The 19,772-nt window shown below is 62.3% G+C and carries 17 protein-coding genes; 2 read left to right on the forward strand and 15 right to left on the reverse strand.

The window, feature by feature from the left end:
* Nucleotides 1-26: 26 nt before the first annotated feature.
* Nucleotides 27-3,224 carry a SusC/RagA family TonB-linked outer membrane protein gene (locus H8B14_RS18845; RefSeq protein WP_187317221.1) on the reverse strand — a complete coding sequence of 1,066 codons (3,198 nt, stop codon included), beginning with the start codon at nt 3,222-3,224 and terminating at the stop codon, nt 27-29.
* 741 nt (nt 3,225-3,965) lie between these two features.
* Between H8B14_RS18845 and H8B14_RS18850 the strand changes: the two genes are divergently transcribed.
* Complete coding sequence (locus H8B14_RS18850) at nt 3,966-4,988, forward strand: LacI family DNA-binding transcriptional regulator (RefSeq protein WP_187317222.1); 1,023 nt, start codon at nt 3,966-3,968, stop codon at nt 4,986-4,988.
* Between the two features lie 141 nt (nt 4,989-5,129).
* Here H8B14_RS18850 and H8B14_RS18855 read toward each other — a convergent pair whose 3' ends face one another.
* The 5 genes from H8B14_RS18855 to H8B14_RS18875 all read right to left on the reverse strand — a co-directional run bounded on the left by H8B14_RS18855 (nt 5,130) and on the right by H8B14_RS18875 (nt 12,361).
* The gene (locus H8B14_RS18855) at nt 5,130-6,458 is read right to left on the reverse strand and encodes an MFS transporter (protein WP_187317223.1); all 1,329 of its coding nucleotides are present in this window, start codon (nt 6,456-6,458) and stop codon (nt 5,130-5,132) included.
* Between the two features lie 4 nt (nt 6,459-6,462).
* Entirely contained in the window at nt 6,463-7,137 is a 675-nt protein-coding gene (locus H8B14_RS18860) for a beta/alpha barrel domain-containing protein (protein ID WP_261990094.1), read from the reverse strand.
* Nucleotides 7,138-7,168: 31 nt separating this feature from the next.
* The gene (locus tag H8B14_RS18865; RefSeq protein WP_187317224.1) at nt 7,169-8,212 is read right to left on the reverse strand and encodes a sugar kinase; all 1,044 of its coding nucleotides are present in this window, start codon (nt 8,210-8,212) and stop codon (nt 7,169-7,171) included.
* Entirely contained in the window at nt 8,205-9,653 is a 1,449-nt protein-coding gene (gene uxaC / locus H8B14_RS18870; protein WP_187317225.1) for a glucuronate isomerase, read from the reverse strand. The genes H8B14_RS18865 and uxaC overlap by 8 nt, the downstream gene beginning before the upstream one ends.
* 506 nt (nt 9,654-10,159) lie before the next feature.
* Entirely contained in the window at nt 10,160-12,361 is a 2,202-nt protein-coding gene (locus H8B14_RS18875; RefSeq protein WP_187317226.1) for an RICIN domain-containing protein, read from the reverse strand.
* 573 nt (nt 12,362-12,934) lie between these two features.
* Here H8B14_RS18875 and H8B14_RS18880 point away from each other — a divergent pair.
* The gene (locus H8B14_RS18880; RefSeq protein WP_187317227.1) at nt 12,935-15,349 is read left to right on the forward strand and encodes a glycoside hydrolase family 3 N-terminal domain-containing protein; all 2,415 of its coding nucleotides are present in this window, start codon (nt 12,935-12,937) and stop codon (nt 15,347-15,349) included.
* A gap of 647 nt (nt 15,350-15,996) precedes the next feature.
* Here H8B14_RS18880 and H8B14_RS18885 read toward each other — a convergent pair.
* The 9 genes from H8B14_RS18885 to H8B14_RS18920 form a co-directional block, all read right to left on the reverse strand.
* A complete protein-coding gene (locus tag H8B14_RS18885) occupies nt 15,997-16,287 on the reverse strand; it encodes a hypothetical protein (protein WP_187317228.1) in 291 nt (96 codons plus the stop codon).
* Nucleotides 16,288-16,444: 157 nt separating this feature from the next.
* Nucleotides 16,445-16,615 carry a hypothetical protein gene (locus H8B14_RS18890; RefSeq protein WP_187317229.1) on the reverse strand — a complete coding sequence of 57 codons (171 nt, stop codon included), beginning with the start codon at nt 16,613-16,615 and terminating at the stop codon, nt 16,445-16,447.
* An 85-nt stretch (nt 16,616-16,700) separates the two neighbouring features.
* Nucleotides 16,701-17,303, reverse strand: a complete 603-nt coding sequence (locus H8B14_RS18895; protein ID WP_187317230.1) for a hypothetical protein — start codon at nt 17,301-17,303, stop codon at nt 16,701-16,703.
* 211 nt (nt 17,304-17,514) lie between these two features.
* Nucleotides 17,515-17,910 (reverse strand): hypothetical protein, encoded by a 396-nt coding sequence (locus H8B14_RS18900; RefSeq protein WP_187317231.1) that lies wholly within the window; start codon nt 17,908-17,910, stop codon nt 17,515-17,517.
* 45 nt (nt 17,911-17,955) lie between these two features.
* Entirely contained in the window at nt 17,956-18,285 is a 330-nt protein-coding gene (locus H8B14_RS18905; RefSeq protein WP_187317232.1) for a hypothetical protein, read from the reverse strand.
* 21 nt (nt 18,286-18,306) lie between these two features.
* Nucleotides 18,307-18,597, reverse strand: coding sequence for a hypothetical protein (locus H8B14_RS18910; protein ID WP_187317233.1), 291 nt, complete (start codon nt 18,595-18,597; stop codon nt 18,307-18,309).
* A 73-nt stretch (nt 18,598-18,670) separates the two neighbouring features.
* A complete protein-coding gene (locus H8B14_RS18915; RefSeq protein WP_187317234.1) occupies nt 18,671-18,847 on the reverse strand; it encodes a hypothetical protein in 177 nt (58 codons plus the stop codon).
* Between the two features lie 30 nt (nt 18,848-18,877).
* Entirely contained in the window at nt 18,878-19,036 is a 159-nt protein-coding gene (locus tag H8B14_RS21420; RefSeq protein WP_410054466.1) for a zincin-like metallopeptidase domain-containing protein, read from the reverse strand.
* On the reverse strand, nt 19,018-19,677 hold the full coding sequence (locus tag H8B14_RS18920) for an ArdC family protein (protein ID WP_187317235.1): 660 nt from the start codon (nt 19,675-19,677) through the stop codon (nt 19,018-19,020). Before H8B14_RS18920 ends, H8B14_RS21420 begins: the two co-directional genes overlap by 19 nt.
* Between the last annotated feature and the right edge of the window lie 95 nt (nt 19,678-19,772).

Consider the following 19,772-nt stretch of genomic DNA (forward strand, 5'->3'; position numbering starts at 1 on the left):
TCCAGGCGCAGTCACCAGGTCCTCCATTAGAAACCGACGTTGACGCCCAGCGTGATGGTGCGGGCCATGGGGTAGGAACCCTGGTCGACGCCGTAGGTGGGCTGCGTGGTGTTGCCGAAGTTGTTGGCCTCGGGGTTGTAGCCGAAATACTTGGTGAAGGTGTACAGGTTCTGCGCGGCCACGTAGATGCCGGCGCTCTGCAAGCCGCCGCGTTTGGCCCATTCCGTTGGGATGTTGTAGCGCACCGTCACGTTGCGCACGCGCAGGAATGAGGCGTCGTGCACGAAGCGCGAGCTAAACTCCCGGATCGACGGCGACGGGCTGGAGGTGGCGCGGGGCTCCATGCCGTTGCCGGGGTCGTCGGCCGAGCGCCAGCGGTCCAGCACGTTGGTGCGGGCGTTGGCCTGGCCGGGGAAGTTGTTTACGTACCGGTCGCCACCGTACAGAATGTCGTTGCCCTGCGAGCCCTGCAGCGTCACGGCCAGCGACAGGCGCTTGTAGCCGAAAGTGTTCTGCAGACCGAAGGTGAAGTCGGGGAATGGGTTGCCGATAACGCCGATGTCGCCAGCGTTAATTACCCCGTCACCGTTCTTGTCGGCATACTTGATGTCGCCGGGCACGGTGGCGCCGGTGCCAAATTTGGGGCTGCTGTCCACGTCGGCCTGGTCGCGGTACACACCAATCTGCTCGTAGCCATAGAACAAGCCCAGCGGCTGGCCCGGCACCACCCGGATGGAGCTGGTGTAGCCAAACACGGCGTCGTAGAGCAGCTGGTCGTTTTCGCCGGCCAGCGCCATCACCTGGTTTCGGTTGAACGACAGGTTAGCGGCCGTGTTCCAGGTGAAGTCACTGCCCACGAAGTTGGCCGTGTTCAGCTGAAACTCCACGCCGCGGTTGCGCACCTCACCCACGTTGGCCAGCGCCCGCGTGGAGTAGCCGATAATGGCCGGAATGTTACGGTTGAGCAGCAGGTCGGTGGTGTTGCGCTGGTAGGCGGCCACCGTCAGGTACAGCCGGTCGCCGAACAAACCCACGTCGAGGCCGGCATCAAACTGGGTGTTGGTTTCCCAAGTGAGGTCGCGCAGGGCCACGCCGTTGGGCGCAAACCCGAAGGCGCGGGTGCCGGTGTTGGTGCCGAATACGTAGTTGGCGCTCTGCTGGTAGCTCTGGTAAGAGTAGTCGCCGATGTTGTTGTTGCCGGTTACGCCGTAGCTGGCGCGCAGCTTCAGTTCACTGATGGCCGGAATGGCCTTGACGAAGGCTTCCTCGCCTACCCGCCAGGCGGCCGCCACCGACGGGAACGTGGCGTAGCGGTTGTCGGGCCCGAAGCGCGAGGAGCCGTCGGTGCGCAGAGCGGCGGTCAGAATGTAGCGCTCCTTGAAGGCGTAATCCACGCGGCCAAACACCGAGCTCAGCGAGTTAGCCGAGTAGCCGGCGCCGCCGAAAATCTGGCCCGCGCCGGTCACGTATTCCACCGACGTGTTGGTGTAGGTGCCGGTCTGGCCCAGCACGTTGCTGCTTTCGTTGGTGTTGTACTGGGCGGCGTAGCCGGCTAGCAGCGTCACGTTGTGGTCGAGGCCGAGCGTGCGGTTGTAGGTGGCCGTGTTTTCCCACACCCAGTTGTAGTTGGTGTTGTTGAGCTGCCGCGCGTCGATGTTGTTGAGCACCGGATTCGAGAGGTTGGCGCTGCGCGAGTTGTTGGTGGGCAGCGTGGCCGGCACGTAGATGCCGCGGCGGTTGGCCAGCAGCTCAGCCCCGAAGTTGGTGCGCAGGTTCAGGCCCTTTATCACCTCGAAATCGAGGAAGGTGCTGCCCAGCGCCCGCACGGCGTTAGCGCGGTCCTGATACAGGTCCAGCGGCGCAATCGGGTTCAGCAGGTCGCTGATGGTGATGGTGTTGGCCGGGAAGGCATTGCTGATCAGGCCATAGTCGCCGTTGCCGAGGCGGGCCGGCACCACCGGCGCCAGGATCAGGGCCGTCGTCACGGCGGCCGTTTCGCCGCCCGGGCCGCCGCCCGTGATGTTGCCGCCGTTGTAGCTGCCCGAAATCGGCCGCACGTCGGTGCGGGCAAACGAAGGCGCTAGGTTCAGGCCGATTTTCAGCTTGTTGCTCAACTGCGCGTCATAGTTGGCCCGCAGTGAAAATCGCTCGAACCCGGTGCCCTTCACGATGCCCGTTTGCTTGAAATAGCCGCCTGAGATGTAGAACCGACTCTTTTCCGCCCCGCCCGAAGCCGAGAGCTGGTAGTTCTGCTGCAAGCCGGTCCGGAAAATCTCGTCCTGCCAATCGGTGTCGGCCAGGGTGTTGGGGTCTACTTGCAGCGCCGCCGGAATCACGCGGCCGCCGTTGGTAAACGACTCTTTCAGGTAGTCCAGATACTGGTCGCGGTTGAGGACATCCACGGTTTTGGCCACCTGCTGAATGCCGGTGTTGGCGTTGAAGCTGAAGCGCGTCTTGCCGGCCTGGCCCCGTTTGGTGGTCACGATGACGATGCCGTTGCCGCCGCGCGAGCCGTAGATGGCGCAGGCCGCCGCGTCCTTCAGAACCTGGATGCTCTGGATGTCGCCGGGCGGAATCTGGTTGTAATTGTCGGCGCTGTTGAGCGGGTAGCCGTCCACCACGTACAGCGGGCTGTTGCCAGCCGAAATCGAGCCCAGCCCCCGGATGCGGATTACGGCACCTGCACCCGGCTCGCCGGACGGCTCCGTAATCTGCGCGCCCGCCACCAGACCCACCAGCGCCTCGGAGGGCGAAGCCACCGGAATCAACTCTACATCCTTGGCCGAAATCGAGGCAATGGAGGTGGTAAGCAGCTTTTTCTCCTGCACGCCGTAGCCCACCACTACCACTTCACTCAGCGTCTTGTTGTCGGGGGCCAGCGAGATATTCACGGAGGTGCGGCCGCCCACCGCCACTTCCTGCGGCAGGTAGCCGATGAAGCTGAAGACCAGCGTAGCATCCTCGGCCGCCGTGATGGAGTAGCGGCCATCGGCATCGGTCTGGGTGCCGTTGGAGGTGCCGCGTACCACCACGTTCACGCCGGGAAGGCCCGCACCCCGTTCATCCAGAATGCGCCCTTTTATAGTGATATCGGCAACTGGCGCGGCGGGCCGCACAACGGCCGCGTAGGCCGGCCCAGCCGGCAGCGCCAATGCCAGAGCCGGTAGTAGCGCCAGCGGCGTGGCAGCCCAGCTGAGCGGGAAGGCAAGTAAAGAACGAGTCATACTAGTGGGAATTGGGGTGTGGCAAATCGGGAACGGAAACCGGAGCGCGGCCCGTAAGAAGCGGACAACCTTTCAGAGACGGAGTAGGAGCTGTTGTCTGACGCTGGGCAGGCGATTGACTACGTCGGAGTTAGTGCTCACTCTGCCGACTTCGCCCTGCTAAGTACAGTACATTTAGCAGCGATGCAGCACGTCAAATGCGGGTTTATCTACGCAAACGTTTACATCAGATTGCGCCGCCACTGTGCCTGTCCGTTCACCGGCTAGCCCCTCAACTCGCGCTGCTAGGCCGCTTTGCCGGAGGCATTGAGGAAAAGCCGCGCGTAGACCGGTGCAGCGCCTGCAAAAGTGCCGGGGCCACATCAACGATCCGGGGCTGGGGAAGGAGCTGCTGGATAAGAGCCGTTTGGTGCCGCGCCCACTAACTATTGCCGCCTCCGGAGTATTGCTCGGGAGTACCATGCTTACTCCGGCTTGCGACCACCGGCCGCTATTTACCACGCCCTGAGAACTGTTTCGGGTTTGGCTGCTGCCGCAGGCGACGGTGCTTGTCGCTCTATGCCCGCCGCTCACCAGTCTGAGAGGTCGCCCGTTCTGCGGAATGCCGGCCAACTGTTTTTCGGCAGAGGCACTATCCCTGCCCGCCAAAGGTCTGCGCAGACATGTTTCGAGAATAAAGTAGCTTTAGGGTGGAAGAGTGGCTGTTCTTCTGTCTGTCTGCTCTTGGCTTCACTGTCCCGCATGAGTTCCGTTACCCTAAAACAACTCGCCCACGAATTAAAGCTTTCCATTGCTACTGTCTCGCGCGCCTTGCAGGACAGCTACGAAGTATCCGCCGAAACCAAGGAGCGGGTACGGGCGCTGGCCGTCGAGCTGGATTACCGGCCCAATGAATACGCCAGCAGTCTGCGTCGCAATATCAGCAAGACTATTGGCGTCGTTATTCCGGAAGTCAACAACCACTTTTTTTCGCTGGCCATCAATGGCATTGAGGAGGTGGCCCGGCAAAATGGCTACCATGTGCTTATTTACCTTACCCACGACGATTTTGAGCGGGAAGTAGCTATCACCCAGTATCTCACCGGCGGCCGCGTGGATGGGCTGCTGATGTCGGTCGCCAGTGGTAGCAAGGATTTCACGCACCTGCAGAAGCTGCACGCCAGCAAGCCGGCCATCGTGTTTTTTGACCGGGTTTGTGAGGCCCTACAAACAGCCCACGTCACCACCAACGATTACGAAAGCGGCTATCGGGCTACGCAACATCTACTGCAGGCTGGCTGCCACCATATTGCGCACCTGCTCATTTCAGGCAACCTTTCCATCGGGCGTATGCGCATGCAGGGCTATCAGGCGGCGCTGCAGCACGCTGGCCTGCTCTTCGACGAGACACTAGTGCTCAGTGGCGAAGGTGACGACGACCAAAACACCCGCCTCATCACCGAGTTGCTGCGCAGCCGTCCCGAAATAGACGGCATATTTGCCTCCGTTGAGCGGCTGGCCATTAGCAGCTACCAGGCTTGCCACACACTCGGCCGGGCTATCCCTAACGACATCAAAATTATTGGTTTCTCTAACCTGAACATAGCAGCGTTGCTCAATCCCGGCCTTTCCACTATCACGCAGCCCGCCTACGAAATTGGACGTGAGGCCGCTAAAATCCTGTTGCGGGCTGTTGAGAAGAAGCGGCCTATTGGGCCTGCGCAGAGCGTAGTGCTGGAGTCAGAACTGTTCGTGCGCTGCTCCACGGCTGGTAGTCAGGGGTAGGCGCTGTGGCGGCTACTTCCTTCCGGGTTTTCCCGGTTGGCGACGCTGTCAGGACTGCGTATGGCAAGGATGTACGCCCTTTGGGAGGCCGCGACGATCCGGCATCCGGACGCCACCAGCCCGTAGCAGGCGGCCGGTACCTCAGAGAACGGCTACTGGGGGTGCGGCTTCGGTCAGCACAGGAAGCCGCACTGTCTCCATCCGTGGGGCAAACAGATGCATGGCCAGCCACGCCAGCAGGTAGGCCGAGCCGCAAATCAGGAAGATGAGGTTATAGCCGGTGTTGATGTTGCCAGCGGCCTTGGCGGTGTCGAGCAGGTAGCCTACCAGCAGCGGAAACAGCATGCCACCTATCGATCCGGCCATGCTGCCCAGCCCAATCACCGAGCCCACCACGCGCTTCGGAAACATGTCGGAGGCCGTGGTGAAGATGTTGGCGCTCCAGGCCTGGTGCGCGGCGGCGGCCAGGCTAATCAAAGCCACGGCGGGCCAGATGCTGGTGGCGTAGCGGGCCGCCATGATGGGCACCACCAGCAGGGCAAACAGCAGCATGGCCGCTTTGCGGGCCCGGAAAACCGTCCAGCCCCGCTTGATGAGCCACGACGACAAGTAGCCGCCGCCAATGCTGCCCACCGTAGTCAGCGAGTACACCACGACCAACGGCAGACTGGGTTTCTTCAGGTCGAGACTGAACGCATGGGCGAAGTAGGAGGGGAGCCAGAACAGGAAAAACCACCAGATGGGGTCGGTAAGCAGCTTGCCGAAGATGAAGGCCCAGGTCTGGCGAATGCGCAGTAGCTGCCCCCAACTGACAGCCGGCCCCGTGTCGCTCTCGGCTGATTCCGGCATATTATCGGAGTGGATGTAGGCGTACTCAGCGGCTTGCAGCTTGGGCTGTCGGGCGGGCACTTCGTAAAACAGCCACCAGCACGCCAGCCACACAAACCCGATGGCGCCGGTAATCAGAAAGGCTTCTTCCCAGCCGTAGGCCCCCAGAATCCAGGGCACGAGCACGGGCGCCACCACGGCCCCAATGTTGGCGCCCGAATTGAAGATGCCCGTGGCCAGGGCGCGCTCCTTCTTGGGAAACCACTCCGCTACCGTCTTGATGGCGGCGGGGAAATTGCCCGATTCGCCCAGCCCCAGCGCCGCCCGCACCAGCCCGAACCCGAAGGTGGTGGTGGCAAAGGCGTGGGCAATGGCCGCGCCGCTCCAGGCAATTATGGAGTAGATATAGCCCCGCTTGGTGCCGATGCGGTCGATGATGGTGCCGAACAAGAGCAGCCCCACGGCATACGCCGCCTGAAAAGCTATTTGCAGGTAGCCATAGTCGGTTTCACTCCACTGAAACTGGACCTCCAGCGTGGGCTTGAGCAAGCCAATTACCTGGCGGTCGAGGTAGTTGATACTAGTGGCGAAGAACAGCAGGGCCACCACCGTCCAGCGGTATTTTCCAACGGGCGCTTGCATGGCGTTACGGCTTATGGGTTTGGGCAAACGCCAGCAGCTCAGCTACCAGTGCTGCCAGGGTTTCAAAGTCGGCAGTGTGTTTGAAAAGCTGCGAACCTATGCCCAAGCAGTCGGCGCCAGCGCCAAGCCACGCAGCCAGGCTTTCGGCAGTAGGTTCAACGCCCCCAGTCACCATGATTTTCACCTTCGGCATGGGTCCCCGTAATGCCTGGACGTAGTCAGGCACCACAGCGCTGCCAGGAAATAGCTTTACCAGCTGCGCGCCCAACTCAGTGGCGCGGTAAATTTCGTTGGGCGTCAGCGCGCCCGGCACCCACAGCACATCGTGGCGCTGGCAGACGGCGGCCACGGCAGCCGTAGTCACGGGCTGTACCACGAAGGCAGCTCCAGCAGCCACAAATGATTCCGCTTCGGCGGCCGTATAAACAGTGCCGATGCCCAGTTGCAACCCTGGGCAGTGCTGCTGCCCAAAACTGTGCAACTCGCTAAACACCGCCAGAGCATTTTCCCCACGATTGGTGAACTCGAACGCCCGAATTCCCCCGGTGTAGCAGGCACCGAGCATATGTCGGGCATAAGCGGCATCGGCGTGGCTGAATACCGGCACGAGCGGAGCGGCCAGCATCCCGGCCAGGGTGCCGGCTGCTTGGGGAGTAGTTGTTTGCGGAGCGGCTGACATGGGGTGGGAGAGGATGAAAAAAATGTGTGAATCAGCGCACCAACCGGCCCAATGAGCGGCCAGCCATCACCTGTTCGACTTCGGCCACTGTCACGAGGTTGACGTCCCCGTGAATAGTGTGCTTGAGCGCCGAAGCTGCCGTGGCAAAGGCCAGGGCTTCCGGGGCGGTGGCATAGTGCTGCCGGCCGTAGATGAAGCCGGCCAGAAAAGCGTCGCCGCCGCCGATGCGGTCCACCACGGGTGTCAGGTCGTAGGCAGCCGTTTGCTGGTAGCCCAGCTCGGCATCCATCAGCTGGCCGCTGATCCGCTCGTGCGAGGCGCTTTGCGTGTCGCGTATAGTAGCCAGCACCTGTTGGATTTGCGGAAACCGCCGCATGAGATGCTCAGCCATATCGGCATAAGAGTTACCGGCGTTCTTTTGAGCCCTGATGCCGAACAAGTCGGCCGCATCCTGCTCGGAGCACACTACCACGTCGCAGCAGCTCACCAAGTCTGTCATCACGGCCTGCGCGGTCTGGCCGTACTGCCACAGGTTGCGGCGGTAATTCACATCCGCCGACACGGTGATGCCCAGTCGGCGTGCGGTGGCAATGGCCTGGCGGGTGGCCTCGGCCGCACCGGCCGAAATAGCGGCCGTGATGCCCGTCCAGTGCAGCCAGCCAGCATCCTTCAGAATCTCATCCCAGGCAAACCACTCGGGCTCCAACTCGGCAAAAGCCGAATGAGCGCGGTCGTAGACCACCTTACTGGCCCGCAGCGAAGCACCGGTTTCCAGAAAGTACAGGCCCAGGCGCTGGCCCCGAAAAACGGTTGGCGTCAAGTCTACGCCGTAGCGCCGAAAGTGGGCTGCCGCGGCTTGGCCCAGCTCGTTATCCGGAAAGCAGGTGACGTGGGTTGCCGGCACGCCCAGGCCGGCCAGAGCCGCCGCCACGTTAGCCTCGCCCCCGCCGTAGGTGAGGTCGAGGGAGCTGGCTTGCCCCAACCGATAGTGTTGTGGCGGAGCTAGCCGCATCATGATTTCGCCGAACGTAACCACCCGGCGGGCGTGGTCAGCCGGTGCCAGCACGCTATGCATAAACCAAGCGTGCTTGGGCCGTGGTGGGTGGCACGGCGGCAAAGCCGAAATAGGCCTTGGCATTATGGTAGCAGATATTCTGAATAATGGCCCCGAGGTCGGGTAGGTCGTCGGGTAGTTCCCCGTTTTCCACGTCGGTGCCGAACAGATTGCAGAGAATGCGCCGGAAGTACTCGTGGCGCGGAAACGAGAGGAAGCTACGCGAGTCGGTGAGCATGCCCACGAATCGACTCAGCAAGCCCAGGTTCGACAGAGTATTCAGCTGCTTTTCAATGCCGTCCTTCTGGTCCAGAAACCACCAGCTCGCGCCCCACTGCACCTTGCCCGCCACCGAGCCGTCCTGAAAATTGCCAATCATGGCGGCCAGCAGTTCGTTGTCGGCCGGGTTGAGGTTGTAGAGAATGGTTTTGGCGAGTTGGTTCTGCCCGTCGAGGCGGTCGAGAAAAGTGGCCAAGCGGCGGCCTTGCTGAAAGTCGCCGATGGAGTCGGCGCCCGCGTCTGGCCCCCATTGGCGCAGCAGGCGCGTGCTCGTGTTGCGCAGGGCCCCCAGATGAAACTGCTGAGTCCAGCCGCGGGTGTGATTGAGACGGGCCAAATGCAGCAGCAGGCACGCTTTGAAGGCCTCGGCCTCAGTTTGGTTCAGGCCCCGACCGGCGCGCACCTTCAAAAAGGCGGCCTCTACTTGGGCCGCCGTGAAATCGGCCGTGTACAGTCGCTCCAGCCCGTGATCCGAAAGACGGCAACCGTGGTCATGAAAGGTGGCATGGCGCCGCTCCAGAGCTAGGAGTAAATCGGCGTACGTCCGGATGACGACGTTCGCCGCGGCGCCTAGCCGGTCCAGATACGCCGAGTAGGCAATGGCATCCTCCACGGCCAGCGCCTTGTCAGGGCGAAAGGTGGGCAGCACCTGTACCCCCCCTGGCGTGGCCGCGCAGGCCGCGTGGTGCGTCAAGTCGTCGGCGGGGTCATCGGTCGTACACACGGTTTCCACTTTCATATGCTGCAGCAGGCCACGCGCCGAAAACGCCGGAGTGCGCAGCTGCTCGTTGCAGCGTTCCCAGATGCGGCGAGCGCTGCCAGGATGCAGTAGCTCCGTGATACCAAAGTAGCGCTGCAACTCCAGGTGCGTCCAGTGGTAGAGCGGGTTGCGCACGGTGTGGGGCACGGTTTCAGCCCACTTCTCAAACTTCTCCCAGTCCGAGGCATCACCGGTAATAAACCGCTCTTTCACGCCGTTGGTGCGCATGGCCCGCCACTTGTAGTGGTCACCAGCGAGCCACACCTGCGTCAGGTTCTCAAACTGACAGTTTTTGGCAATCTGGTCAGGCGGCAGGTGGTTGTGGTAGTCAATAATGGGCAAGGCCTGCGCGTAGTCGTAGTAGAGCGCCTGCGCGGTAGCCGTGCGCAGCAAGAAGTTCTCGTCGAGGAAGGATTTGCTCATGGCGCCTCACGCGTAAAGTAGCCTGTTAATGCTGGCAAGGGTGTTATTTGCACCAGCTTCTGAGCCGCGTCGGCCCGTATCTAAACACAAACCTGCCGGTAAAGGTGAGCAAAGCCCCTCGTAGTACCCGGAAAACCGGCCGATATATCTACGGAAACGTTTGCGACGCAAAGCGGGGGGCTCGGGTAGGTTGGCGGGCGGGGGGGCGCCAGATGCTATACCGCGCATCAAGCGCCTGCTCCGCCGTGAAACCGGGTGTTCAACGTCCGCCGCGTGACACCCTGTGGGGTCCAGAGAGTTAGCCAGAATGCTTTCTCGACCATCCCGACAGCCGCACTCGCCATCCTAAGGGGCTTGCCAGCTATTGAACAGCGTAAATTTTAGTGCATTAATAAATTAAGCAATAATCCTTTCAGCCCGATTGAGAAACCGCTCCAAACAGCATGAATGCCAAACGTCGTACTGATTATGACCCAGCACGACGTTTGGCATGTTCTGGCTCGTTTTCACTCTCTAACCACTTTCTGACGAAAGGTGCCTCCAGGCGTGGTCAGGGTCAGAAAATACAGGCCGCTGGGCAGGGCCTGCAGGTTTAGTTCACCGGTGCCATCCAGCGGTTGCGTCAGGCACAGGCGGCCAGTGGCGTCGCGCAGCGTGGCGTGGCTACCCACGGTGGCGCCGGTGATAGTCAGGCGGGAAGCCGTAGGGTTCGGGTAGGCCCGCAGTTCGGTGGCTTGCCCTGCGGTAGTGGCCAGGGCCGGGCTGCTACCGCGGGCCTGCAACGCCTCGTTGGCCGCGTCGGCCGCATCGAAGCGCCATTGCTGCGAGGTGAGGGTGGTGTTGTGCATGCTCTGCACCAAGGGGGCATTGTTGAGCGTGGAGCCGTTTTGGGTGCGCAGGTACTTCTGGCTGCGCCGGTTTTGCAGCCGGTATATGCCGCCGCTGCCGGTATACTGCACCTCCCACATCAGGTAGTCGTACTGGATGTTGTTCTCGTTCAGCAGCTCCTGGCTGATAAGCTGGTTTTCCTGCACCCGTTCGGAGTCGGTGGCACCCTTGGGCCGCAGGGCTTTGTTGGTGCTTTGGTTTACAATGAAGTAGTAGCCAGGGGCGGCGGGCTTGAACAGCCAGCGCGCTGAGCTCAGGGCCGACACGTCGCCCGCGTACTGCACCACATCAGCCGTAGCCGAGCCGTCCAGGGGGCGGGCGTAGGCCAGCGAGTTCACGTTCACAAAGTTGAAGGCCTGCTGCTGGCGCGGGGCCGCGTCGCCTACGGCGTAGTGCAGCACGGACAGCACGTTGCCGTCGGGGTCGAGCTTGTAGAGGTGGGTGGTGCGCGGCCCGAGCGAGCCGATGAGCTGGCGCGTGAGCGGAGTGTAGCCCTGCAGCCTGATTTTCACGGCTTCGGGGCCCGCGGCGTACGTGTCGTTCAGCGAAGTGCGGTAGGAGTAGGTACTGCCGGCCGTCGTGTTCATCAGCATTACCGTGTAGCCCCCGGGCCCGCGCATGCCCACGAACACCACGTTGTCGGCCTGCGCGTTCTGGGCGCCGTTCATCAGGTTGGCCTGGCGGTTGTTGCTGAGCATGGCCAGGTGCCACATGGTGGAGCGCCGGCTCGGGCTGGTCGTGTTAGTGTTGTAGAGCGAGTAGTCGAACTTGGTTTCGTCGGCGTTGCTCTCGTAAATGCTCCAGGGCGTGAAGCACAGGCCGCCCTGCTGCATCACCTGCTTGGCCATGAGGGCAATGAACTGCCCGGCCTTGAATTGCCAGGCCTTCATGCCAGTGGGGTCACTCATCTGGTTGAAGGCGTTCACCTCGGTCACGGCAACGGTGATGTCGGCCGCCGCACCGGCGGCCCGGCGAGTGGCGTTCACGCGGTCAAGCAGTCCGCGCAGGGTCTGGAAGCGCGCCGCCATCGTCGACTCCGGCCGGTCGGCGTAGAAATGCAGGGCAAAGTGGTCGAGCAGGGGGCGCTTCTGACCGGCAGCGTTGGTGTGGTAGTCTACGCCCACATCCTCCAGAAACTTGTAGTAGTAGCTCGGAATGCCGGCCGCGTTGCCGGGGTTCACCACGTCGTAGAACAGGCGGAAGTCGGGGCCCACGAGCTTGCTATTAGGCAGGTCGTTTTTCAGGCGGATGGCCAGGGCCTTGTACTGCGTCACCCAGATGTCGTAGTTGTAGTCGAACTGCGGCTCAATGTAGCCACCCGACGACCAGCTCGCCGGCTCGTTGATGGGGTCGGGGGTGCCGTTAGCGGGCTTGTCGTCGGCCGGATCGGGCTCGTTGCCAATGCTCCAGTACACGATGTTGTAGGCCCGCAGGTCGGCCACGAAGGCCGAGAGCTGGTCTTTGGATAGTTTGATGGGAATCTGCACAATGGGCTCGGCCCCCAGCCCGCGGGCGTAATTGATGGCCGCCACGTAGCTCGATGCGTTTTTGTAGTAGGGTTCCGTGTTGAAGGCGTTGCCGCCAATGCGCATAAATTTCAGGTCAGCCTTGGCCAGGTCATTGGTGAGCCCGGATGAGGGGTTGGCCAGCCAGTAGTTGATGCCGAAAAACTGCGGCGAAATGGCCTGCGCTTCGGCCCCGAAATGAAGCAGAAGAAACGGCAGCAGCATAAGCAGAATCCGGCGGTAGGTGGCGGGCCGGTGGCCGGCCGGCACAACATCCGCGGCGGGTACGCGGGGCACGGTAATGGTTGCACGCATGAGCAAGGGGGTTAGGTGGGACGAAAGCCGTGAGAAGGAAAAGCCCGGTTGCCCACCTGCCGGATGCAGGGGCATCGGGAAGTGGCGGCCGCGTATGGAGGGAGTAAGGCGTGCCCCGGTCCCGGCGTCAGGGCTAGGCAGGGGGGCAAATAGCGTTGCCGTCAACCGCTTACTATCCAGGTAATTGATGTCTTAAATAACGGGGCGTATTCGCGTAATACAGTCACTTTGGTCCCGGTTTAGTTACGTAAACGTTTGCAGGCGGTACCCTTGCGCAGCGCTGCCGGATGGGGCAATGCGAAAGGCTTGCCCGCCCGCCGCGGCAACCGCCGGGACACTTACTAGCCATGTAGTCAAAACAGACTCTGCGCGTCTTTTTACTGATCGGGGCGGATAAAGCGGCAATGGGCGCCGCCGCGCCGGGCGCGGCGCTCTCGTCCCCGGGGAAGGGCTTTTTCAGCGTAAACGTTTGCGTGAAAAAAGGCACCGGGAACTCAACCAGCGCTTTCCCGCACCAGTGGCTTTCGTGTACTTGCAGGCCTGCTTCTCCTCGCCAACCACCTGCTTGCTGCCATGCACATCCGTACCCTGGGATTACTTTTGGGAGCTGTAGCCGCCAGCTTTTCGGCGCAGGCCCAGAAAAGCATCTACCACAAAGCCTGGACGGACTTCAACAAAAACGGCCGGCGCGATGTGTACGAGGACCGGGCACAGCCGCTGAAAAAGCGCGTCGACGACCTGCTCAGTCAGATGACGCTGGCTGAAAAGTCCTGCCAGCTGGCCACGCTCTACGGCTATGGCCGGGTGCTGAAGGACGAGATGCCCACGCCCAACTGGAAAAACGAAATCTGGAAGGACGGAATTGCCAACATCGACGAGGAGCTCAACAGCCTGCGCGAAACGTCGAAAGCCCAGACCAGGTACTCATACCCGTTCAGCCGGCACGCTACGGCCATCAACACCATCCAGCACTGGTTTGTGGAGGAAACGCGGCTGGGCATCCCGGTCGATTTCACCAACGAGGGCATCCACGGGCTGTGCCACGACCGCGCCACGCCCCTGCCCGCGCCCATTGCCACGGGTAGCACTTGGAACCGCGCGCTGGTGCGCCGGGCCGGCGAGACGGTGGGCCGCGAAGCCAAAGCCCTGGGCTACACCAACGTGTACGCGCCCATCCTCGACCCCGCCCGCGACCCGCGCTGGGGCCGGGTGGTGGAGTGCTACGGCGAGGACCCTTTCCTCATCGCCGAGCTAGGCAAGCAGATGGTGCTGGGCATCCAGAGCCAGGGCGTGGCCTCCACGCTCAAGCACTACGCCGTGTACAGCGTGCCCAAGGGCGGGCGAGACGGCAACGCCCGCACCGACCCGCACGTGGCCCCGCGCGAGCTGCATGACATCTTTCTTTACCCATTCCGGCGTGTGATTCAGGAAGCTCACCCGCTGGGCGTGATGAGCAGCTACAACGACTGGGACGGCCTGCCCGTGACAGGCAGCCACTACTTCCTCAACGAGCTACTGCGCCAGCAGTACGGCTTCGACGGCTACGTGGTGTCGGACAGCCGAGCGGTGGAGTTTCTGCACGAAAAGCACCGCGTGGCCACCGACTTCCAGGACGGCACCCGGCAGGCCATGGAAGCCGGCCTGAATGTGTGGACCAACTTCTACAGCCCCGCCGAGTATATCGGCAACGTGCGCGCGCTGGTCACCAGCGGCCGTCTGGCTACGGCCACCCTCGACCAGCGGGTGCGTGAGGTGCTCAGCGTGAAGTTCCGCCTGGGCCTCTTCGACCAGCCTTACGTGGCCGACCCCCGGCAGGCTGATAAAATCGTGCACACGCCCGCCGACGACGCCTTGGCGCTGCAATTAAACCGGGAGTCGTTAGTCCTGCTTAAAAACGAGAAGGCCCTGCTGCCGCTGAAGAAAAGCCAACTGAAAAACATCTTCGTCACCGGCCCGCTGGCGGCCGAATCCAGCCACGCCATCAGCCGCTACGGCCCCTCAAATAACCCCGTGACCACCGTGCTCCAAGGCCTGCAGGCGGCCGCCGGCCCGGGCCTGACCGTGCAGTACGAGCAGGGCTGCGCGGCCCTGCCGCCCGGCTGGCCCGACTCCGAGCTGGTGCCCACACCCCTGACGGCGGCCGAGCAGGCGGGCATCGCCCAGGCCGTGGCCAAGGCCCGCGACGCCGACGTAATCGTGGCCGTGCTGGGCGAAACCGACAAGGCCGTGGGCGAGAGCCTCTCGCGCACTTCGTTGGAGCTGCCCGGCCGCCAGCAGCAGCTGCTTGAGGCCCTGCACGCCACGGGCAAGCCGGTGGTGCTGGTGCTCATCAACGGTCAGCCGCTCACCATCAACTGGGCCGACCGCAACGTGCCCGCCATCCTGGAAGCCTGGTTCCCGGGGCCCTCGGGCGGGCGGGCAGTGGCCGAGGCCCTGTTCGGCGACTACAACCCCGGCGGCAAGCTCACCATGACCTTCCCCAAAACCACCGGCCAGATTGAGTTTAACTTTCCGTTCAAGCCCGGCTCACAGGCCGGCCAGCCCAGCGCTGGCGACCCCAACGGCGGCGGCCGCACCAGCGCCAACGGCCCGCTCTACCCCTTCGGGTTCGGCCTGAGCTACACCACTTTCGCCTACTCCAACCTGCAGGTGTCGCCGCGCCAGGCCGCGCCCCAGGCCCTGATTGAGGTAGCCGTGGACGTGGCCAACACCGGCCCCGTGGCAGGCGACGAAGTAGTGCAGCTCTACCTGCGCGACGTGCTCAGCAGCGTGGTCACCTACGACAGCCAGCTGCGCGGCTTCGAGCGCGTAGCCCTTAAGCCCAGCGAAAAGAAGACAGTCCGCTTCACCTTGCGCCCCGATGATCTAGCCCTGCTGGACCGCAGTATGAACCGTGTGGTCGAACCCGGCCGGTTCGAGGTGCTGATAGGTAGCTCGTCCACGGACATCCGGGCGAAGGAGTGGTTTGAAAGCGTAACCCGGCAATAAAGTTGCGAGAGCATCAAAAAGTATGGGGCAGTGGGATTAAGCGGCCATCGGTAGGGGCTCCACCGGCAGGGGCCGGAAGCCGGGGTATTGCTGCCGAAAATAATCTTCCTAGTCCTCGTTGAGCACCTTCGTGCGGGCCTGCACGAGCAGGTGCGCCCCTTTCTTGGTCCACTGCATCTGCTGCCGCTTCACCATTGGAGAATATCACAAAGTGTCGGGCAACTAGGCTGAACGAATTCCGACATGGCTTGCCCCGTTAGTGGCCGTTGGTTCGGTGACTGCGACTGCACCACACTTTTTAATGCTTTCCAAGGTCGCGGAATTGCTCGAATTGACGAGTTGGCGGGCAACCTCGGCAAACTAGCGTCTTCAGAGATGCTTCAGGTTGCCAACGCTTGGCTGAGTGACTTCACCGAAGGATTGAAGACCGCAAGTATGGCCGAGGCTGCCATCGAGGCCGAAGCAGAGTCCTACAAGAGTGAGTTGGTCAGTTATATGAGGGGGCTGATAAGGGAAAGGCTGTAGTTTCCCACTGCCCCAAGCGTAGACTTAACAACGGCGTTCTAAATCGGAAAAATACTATAGCCAGACGCTGGGGCCGTGGGGCAAAAATCGGAAATGAAAGCGCTGAGAAAGCCTGCGAACAGTTAGTTGGAAGCATTACTTGGTTTATCAGCTTCGGCCCGCACCACGGCAAACAGCTCTTCCTCTGAGACCTGGAGCACTTGCGCCAGTTGCTGCAATTCGCCCACAGTGCAGGTAATGGGGCTGCGCTTGCGCGTGTCGTAGGTGCGGGCTGACACGCCCCAGGCATCCACGATGCGCTTCCGGGTGCCGGCGACTTCCAGCAGTTCAGACAAAGTATTTACCCGGTGTACGCGCGGGGGGCTGGTCAGGGGTTCGGTGAAGGAAACGGTGGGGGCGGGCAGTTTAGGCATCGCGGAAAGGCTAAAAAGGCACACAATAAAGTGCGTAAGGTAGCTCTTCTACGGAGTAGCCAGCCCGGCAGACAATCTGGTTTTTTCAGCAGCCCTCTGCGTCCAGCATCCGTTCTTCCCAGCGCCCGCACTCGTCCACGGCCAGCGCCAGCCAGTGCTACAGCCGGGCGGGCTCGGTGCACTGGCAAATAAGCGGCTCGGCCGCCTGCCGCCGGGCGGGCGGGATAGCCGGATGCTGCAGAATGCAGCGCAGCTCCGCGCGCAGCGCAACCAGCTCAGCACCGGCACCGGCTGCGCGGTTTCCGGGCAAATCAGTTGAAACAGGCATCAGCTTTCGGTGTGGGGCGGTGGGGAAGGAAACTAACCGGGCAGCCAGGCCGCCGCCCCGGTAGCGGAGCGGCGACTAAGGCCGGCTAGCGCATCATCCTCGATTTCATCAGCAGCACCGGGCCGGCGACTACATCGACGGGCGAGTAGTGCTCCAGCGGGTAGGTTTCGTACCAGGCCGCGGTGGCCAGCGGGTTGATGGGGCGCCGGCGGTCCTTGCCCTCGTCGTCAAACACCAGAATGCACCCTTCGTAAGGGCCGTGCTGGGGGCAGTGCACGTCGATGTAGTTGGCTGTCAGGGCGGCGCACAGCTGGGCCAGCCCAAAGGTTTTGCGGCCGTGCTCCGGGCGCACCTCGCGCAGGCTGCCGTCTACGCCCAGCAGCGTGGCCGCGCCCTCCATGGGCAGCATGCCAGCGTGCTGGCTCTGGAAAAAAGCCCCAAGCGCCTGCCGCGTGGCGTACTCGTCGCCGCCGACTATCTGAAACGGCCCCCGGTCGTAGGTCGTCGTGGGAAAAAGTTGGCCGGTGGTGCCGCATAACGCCACAATCAGGGAGGGCTGACCGGCTGCGGTGCGCAGAAACAGGCGGGGCGGAAGGGGAAAGTTGGCTTCTACAGGCTTGACCAGCTCTGTGCCGTGCAGGCTAAAAAGCAGGGATTTAGCGGGGGTTGAACGCGGGCTGTTTTCCATGATACAGAACTGAATTTTTGGCTTTTGCTTCTGTATTAAAAACGAAATAGCAGGGCCTGAAGTTCTCTTTTTGATTCTTATTTTATATCTTTTTGCTCTTTTTATAAAACTTTCTTCGCCCCATTGCCCACCGCTGCATCGGCGAGAAAAGAGCACCCCAGCAGTTCAATGCCCTATGCTGAGATTGAGCGTCTTTCCCCTGTAGCTTCAACTACTGCCGGAAAGACGTGGAGCAACCAGGAACGGGCAGGCGCTGCCGTGGGCTACGGCTCGTACTCGGCCGCACGTCCAGCAGCGGCTCAAACCAATCCCGGTAAGCGGTGGTCAGCCGGTCGGCCACGATGGCCAGGCGCGCAGTATCACCGGCCCGCTTTATCCAGATGTGGGTGCTGCCGCAGCCCACCTCGTAGCCGGTACTCAGGAGCTTCTTCACCGCCCCCGCCAGCCCGCGCAAATCGGTGGTGTGCGTGTGCGCCAGCACGTACTTGCGCAGGGCCTGCAGGCGGCGGCGCTCCGTCGCATCGATGGGCTTCAGCTCGATGGCTAGGTAGGCCTGCTGCGGCGAAAAGGGGTCAGTTAGCGGAGTGGATTTCAGGTGCTGGCTCATGGGAGTAGGTAAGGGTGGAAGGCATGTGGGAGAAAACGAAGCGGCTTAGCACGCTGTCAGGTAGCGGATATCCCGAAAACAGGCTAGCAGGCGGGCCGTGGCAAAGGCGGCGGCAAACCGGCCGCGGTGGTAATCGGCGTGCAGCTGGCCCATGTGGGTGAACTTGTAGGCCAGGCCGGTAGCGCCCACGAACTGTAGGAACTGGTCGGCCTCCTCGGCACTGAAGCCGTTTAGGTCGCGGCCGTCGCTGAGCAGCACCTGCACGCCGGGCCGCTGGCCCGGGCCCCGCTCGTAGACCTCGTAAACAAGGCCCACCGCCCGCTCGCGGGGGTAGAGCACGGCGTCGCCAACGGTTAAATCCTGGGGTGTGGTCATCGTAGTGGCTTACAGTAAGGGCTAAAGCAGGAGCAGCTTGAATTGTCCACCCTGCTGCTCACGCGTGGCGCGAATGGCCTCTCGGGCAATGGGACGCAGGGCCTTCACTAAAGCTTCCAGCACTTGAAAATCCTCCGCCGTAGCCACGCCCAACGGCAGGCGCTCGGCTACTTCCAGCGTCAGGCCTTCGAGGCTGAGGCCGTAGCCGCGCTGCTGCATGTCGGCTTCCACGTCGGTCAGCGCGGCGGCCACTCGCGCGCGGTACTGGTTCCAGTCGGGGTCCCCGAAAACCGGGGCTTCGCTTGCGTTCATGGGGCGGTGGGGGAGGAAGAGGGTGAACCAAAGACCCGGCGGACCGGCGAAAGCGGCGGCCCGCGGCCCGGACTCAGGCGGCGGCCAGCCAGCTGAGCTCCGCTTCCCGGTACTGTCGGCTGACTTCGTCTTCGTCGTGGGCGAATTTCAGCACGCGGGTAGTAGCGGGGGCGGGTACGGCGTCGCCTTCCTCCGGCAGGCCCAGAATCAGCTTAGCGGCGCGCTGGGCCTTCCTGGCAGCCTGCAGCACCAGCTTTTTATCGTTTTTGAGGCGCTCCAGCTACGTCTGGATGTAGGCCACGGCATTGGTTTCGGTCTGCGCCGTATCGAGGCCGGCGGCCGCGCACAGAAACGACGCGCCCATCTCCGCCGTCAGCTCTTCGCGGGCGTAGCTGGCCGAAAGCTTGCCCTCGCCGGCGGTCAGGTCCGGGCGGTCCAGCCGGAAGCGTGGCCAGTGCTGTGCGTCAGCTCGTGAAACAGGGTGGCGTAGTAGCCTTCGCCCGTGGTGAAAGTGTCCCGCACGGGCATGTTGACCAAGTCCAACGCCGGGGAGTAGTAGGCCCGCTGGTGCCGGTGCTCGATGGCGGGGCACCCCTCCCAGCCAGCCACGACGGCTTCGGCTGCCTCGATGGGCGTGTGGGCGTGCCGCTCCACTTCGGGCAGATTAAACTCAATGCCTTCGATGTCCTCCACCGAAAACACGGTGTAGTATTTTAGGAAGGGCAGTTTCTCTTCCTTGCCGGTCTGCTCGTTCTCGCGCACCGAGACGTTGTAATACACCACCGGGTGGCCCTTGGCCCCTTTGCGCACGTTGCCGCCCAAAGCCAGCGCCTGCTTGAAAGTCAAAAAGAAGGGCAGCGCCCCGCTAAAGTGCAGCAGGAAGGCATTGATGCCCGAGTAAGCCGCACCAGTGGCATAGTTTCGGGGTAAGCCATACACCGCGTTCCACGGCTTATGCCACGGAATTACGCCGCCTTCCAGCGCCGCCACAATCCGGTCGGTCACAATCTGGTACACATCGGGGCGGGGAATAGCGGCCTTGGCAGCTTTACGGGGGGTGGGCTTGCGAGTCGTTTTCACACTAAAGCGCTGTTTTGGTGAGCGTTTGCTATACCTATTAAACGAAAACGGCAGCCCCCAAGTTTACTTTTTGCTTTATTTTTTGTATCTTTTTG

This window comes from Hymenobacter puniceus, from assembly GCF_014333525.1.
GTDB lineage: Bacteria > Bacteroidota > Bacteroidia > Cytophagales > Hymenobacteraceae > Hymenobacter.

Bases quoted from the DNA above. Each gene is read 5' to 3' on its own strand.
- H8B14_RS18845 (WP_187317221.1), bottom strand. From the start codon at position 3,224: ATGACTCGTTCTTTACTTGCCTTCCCGCTCAGCTGGGCTGCCACGCCG.
- H8B14_RS18850 (WP_187317222.1), top strand. From the start codon at position 3,966: ATGAGTTCCGTTACCCTAAAACAACTCGCCCACGAATTAAAGCTTTCC.
- H8B14_RS18855 (WP_187317223.1), bottom strand. From the start codon at position 6,458: ATGCAAGCGCCCGTTGGAAAATACCGCTGGACGGTGGTGGCCCTGCTG.
- H8B14_RS18860 (WP_261990094.1), bottom strand. From the start codon at position 7,137: ATGTCAGCCGCTCCGCAAACAACTACTCCCCAAGCAGCCGGCACCCTG.
- H8B14_RS18865 (WP_187317224.1), bottom strand. From the start codon at position 8,212: ATGCATAGCGTGCTGGCACCGGCTGACCACGCCCGCCGGGTGGTTACG.
- uxaC (WP_187317225.1), bottom strand. From the start codon at position 9,653: ATGAGCAAATCCTTCCTCGACGAGAACTTCTTGCTGCGCACGGCTACC.
- H8B14_RS18875 (WP_187317226.1), bottom strand. From the start codon at position 12,361: ATGCGTGCAACCATTACCGTGCCCCGCGTACCCGCCGCGGATGTTGTG.
- H8B14_RS18880 (WP_187317227.1), top strand. From the start codon at position 12,935: ATGCACATCCGTACCCTGGGATTACTTTTGGGAGCTGTAGCCGCCAGC.
- H8B14_RS18885 (WP_187317228.1), bottom strand. From the start codon at position 16,287: ATGCCTAAACTGCCCGCCCCCACCGTTTCCTTCACCGAACCCCTGACC.
- H8B14_RS18890 (WP_187317229.1), bottom strand. From the start codon at position 16,615: ATGCCTGTTTCAACTGATTTGCCCGGAAACCGCGCAGCCGGTGCCGGT.
- H8B14_RS18895 (WP_187317230.1), bottom strand. From the start codon at position 17,303: ATGGAAAACAGCCCGCGTTCAACCCCCGCTAAATCCCTGCTTTTTAGC.
- H8B14_RS18900 (WP_187317231.1), bottom strand. From the start codon at position 17,910: ATGAGCCAGCACCTGAAATCCACTCCGCTAACTGACCCCTTTTCGCCG.
- H8B14_RS18905 (WP_187317232.1), bottom strand. From the start codon at position 18,285: ATGACCACACCCCAGGATTTAACCGTTGGCGACGCCGTGCTCTACCCC.
- H8B14_RS18910 (WP_187317233.1), bottom strand. From the start codon at position 18,597: ATGAACGCAAGCGAAGCCCCGGTTTTCGGGGACCCCGACTGGAACCAG.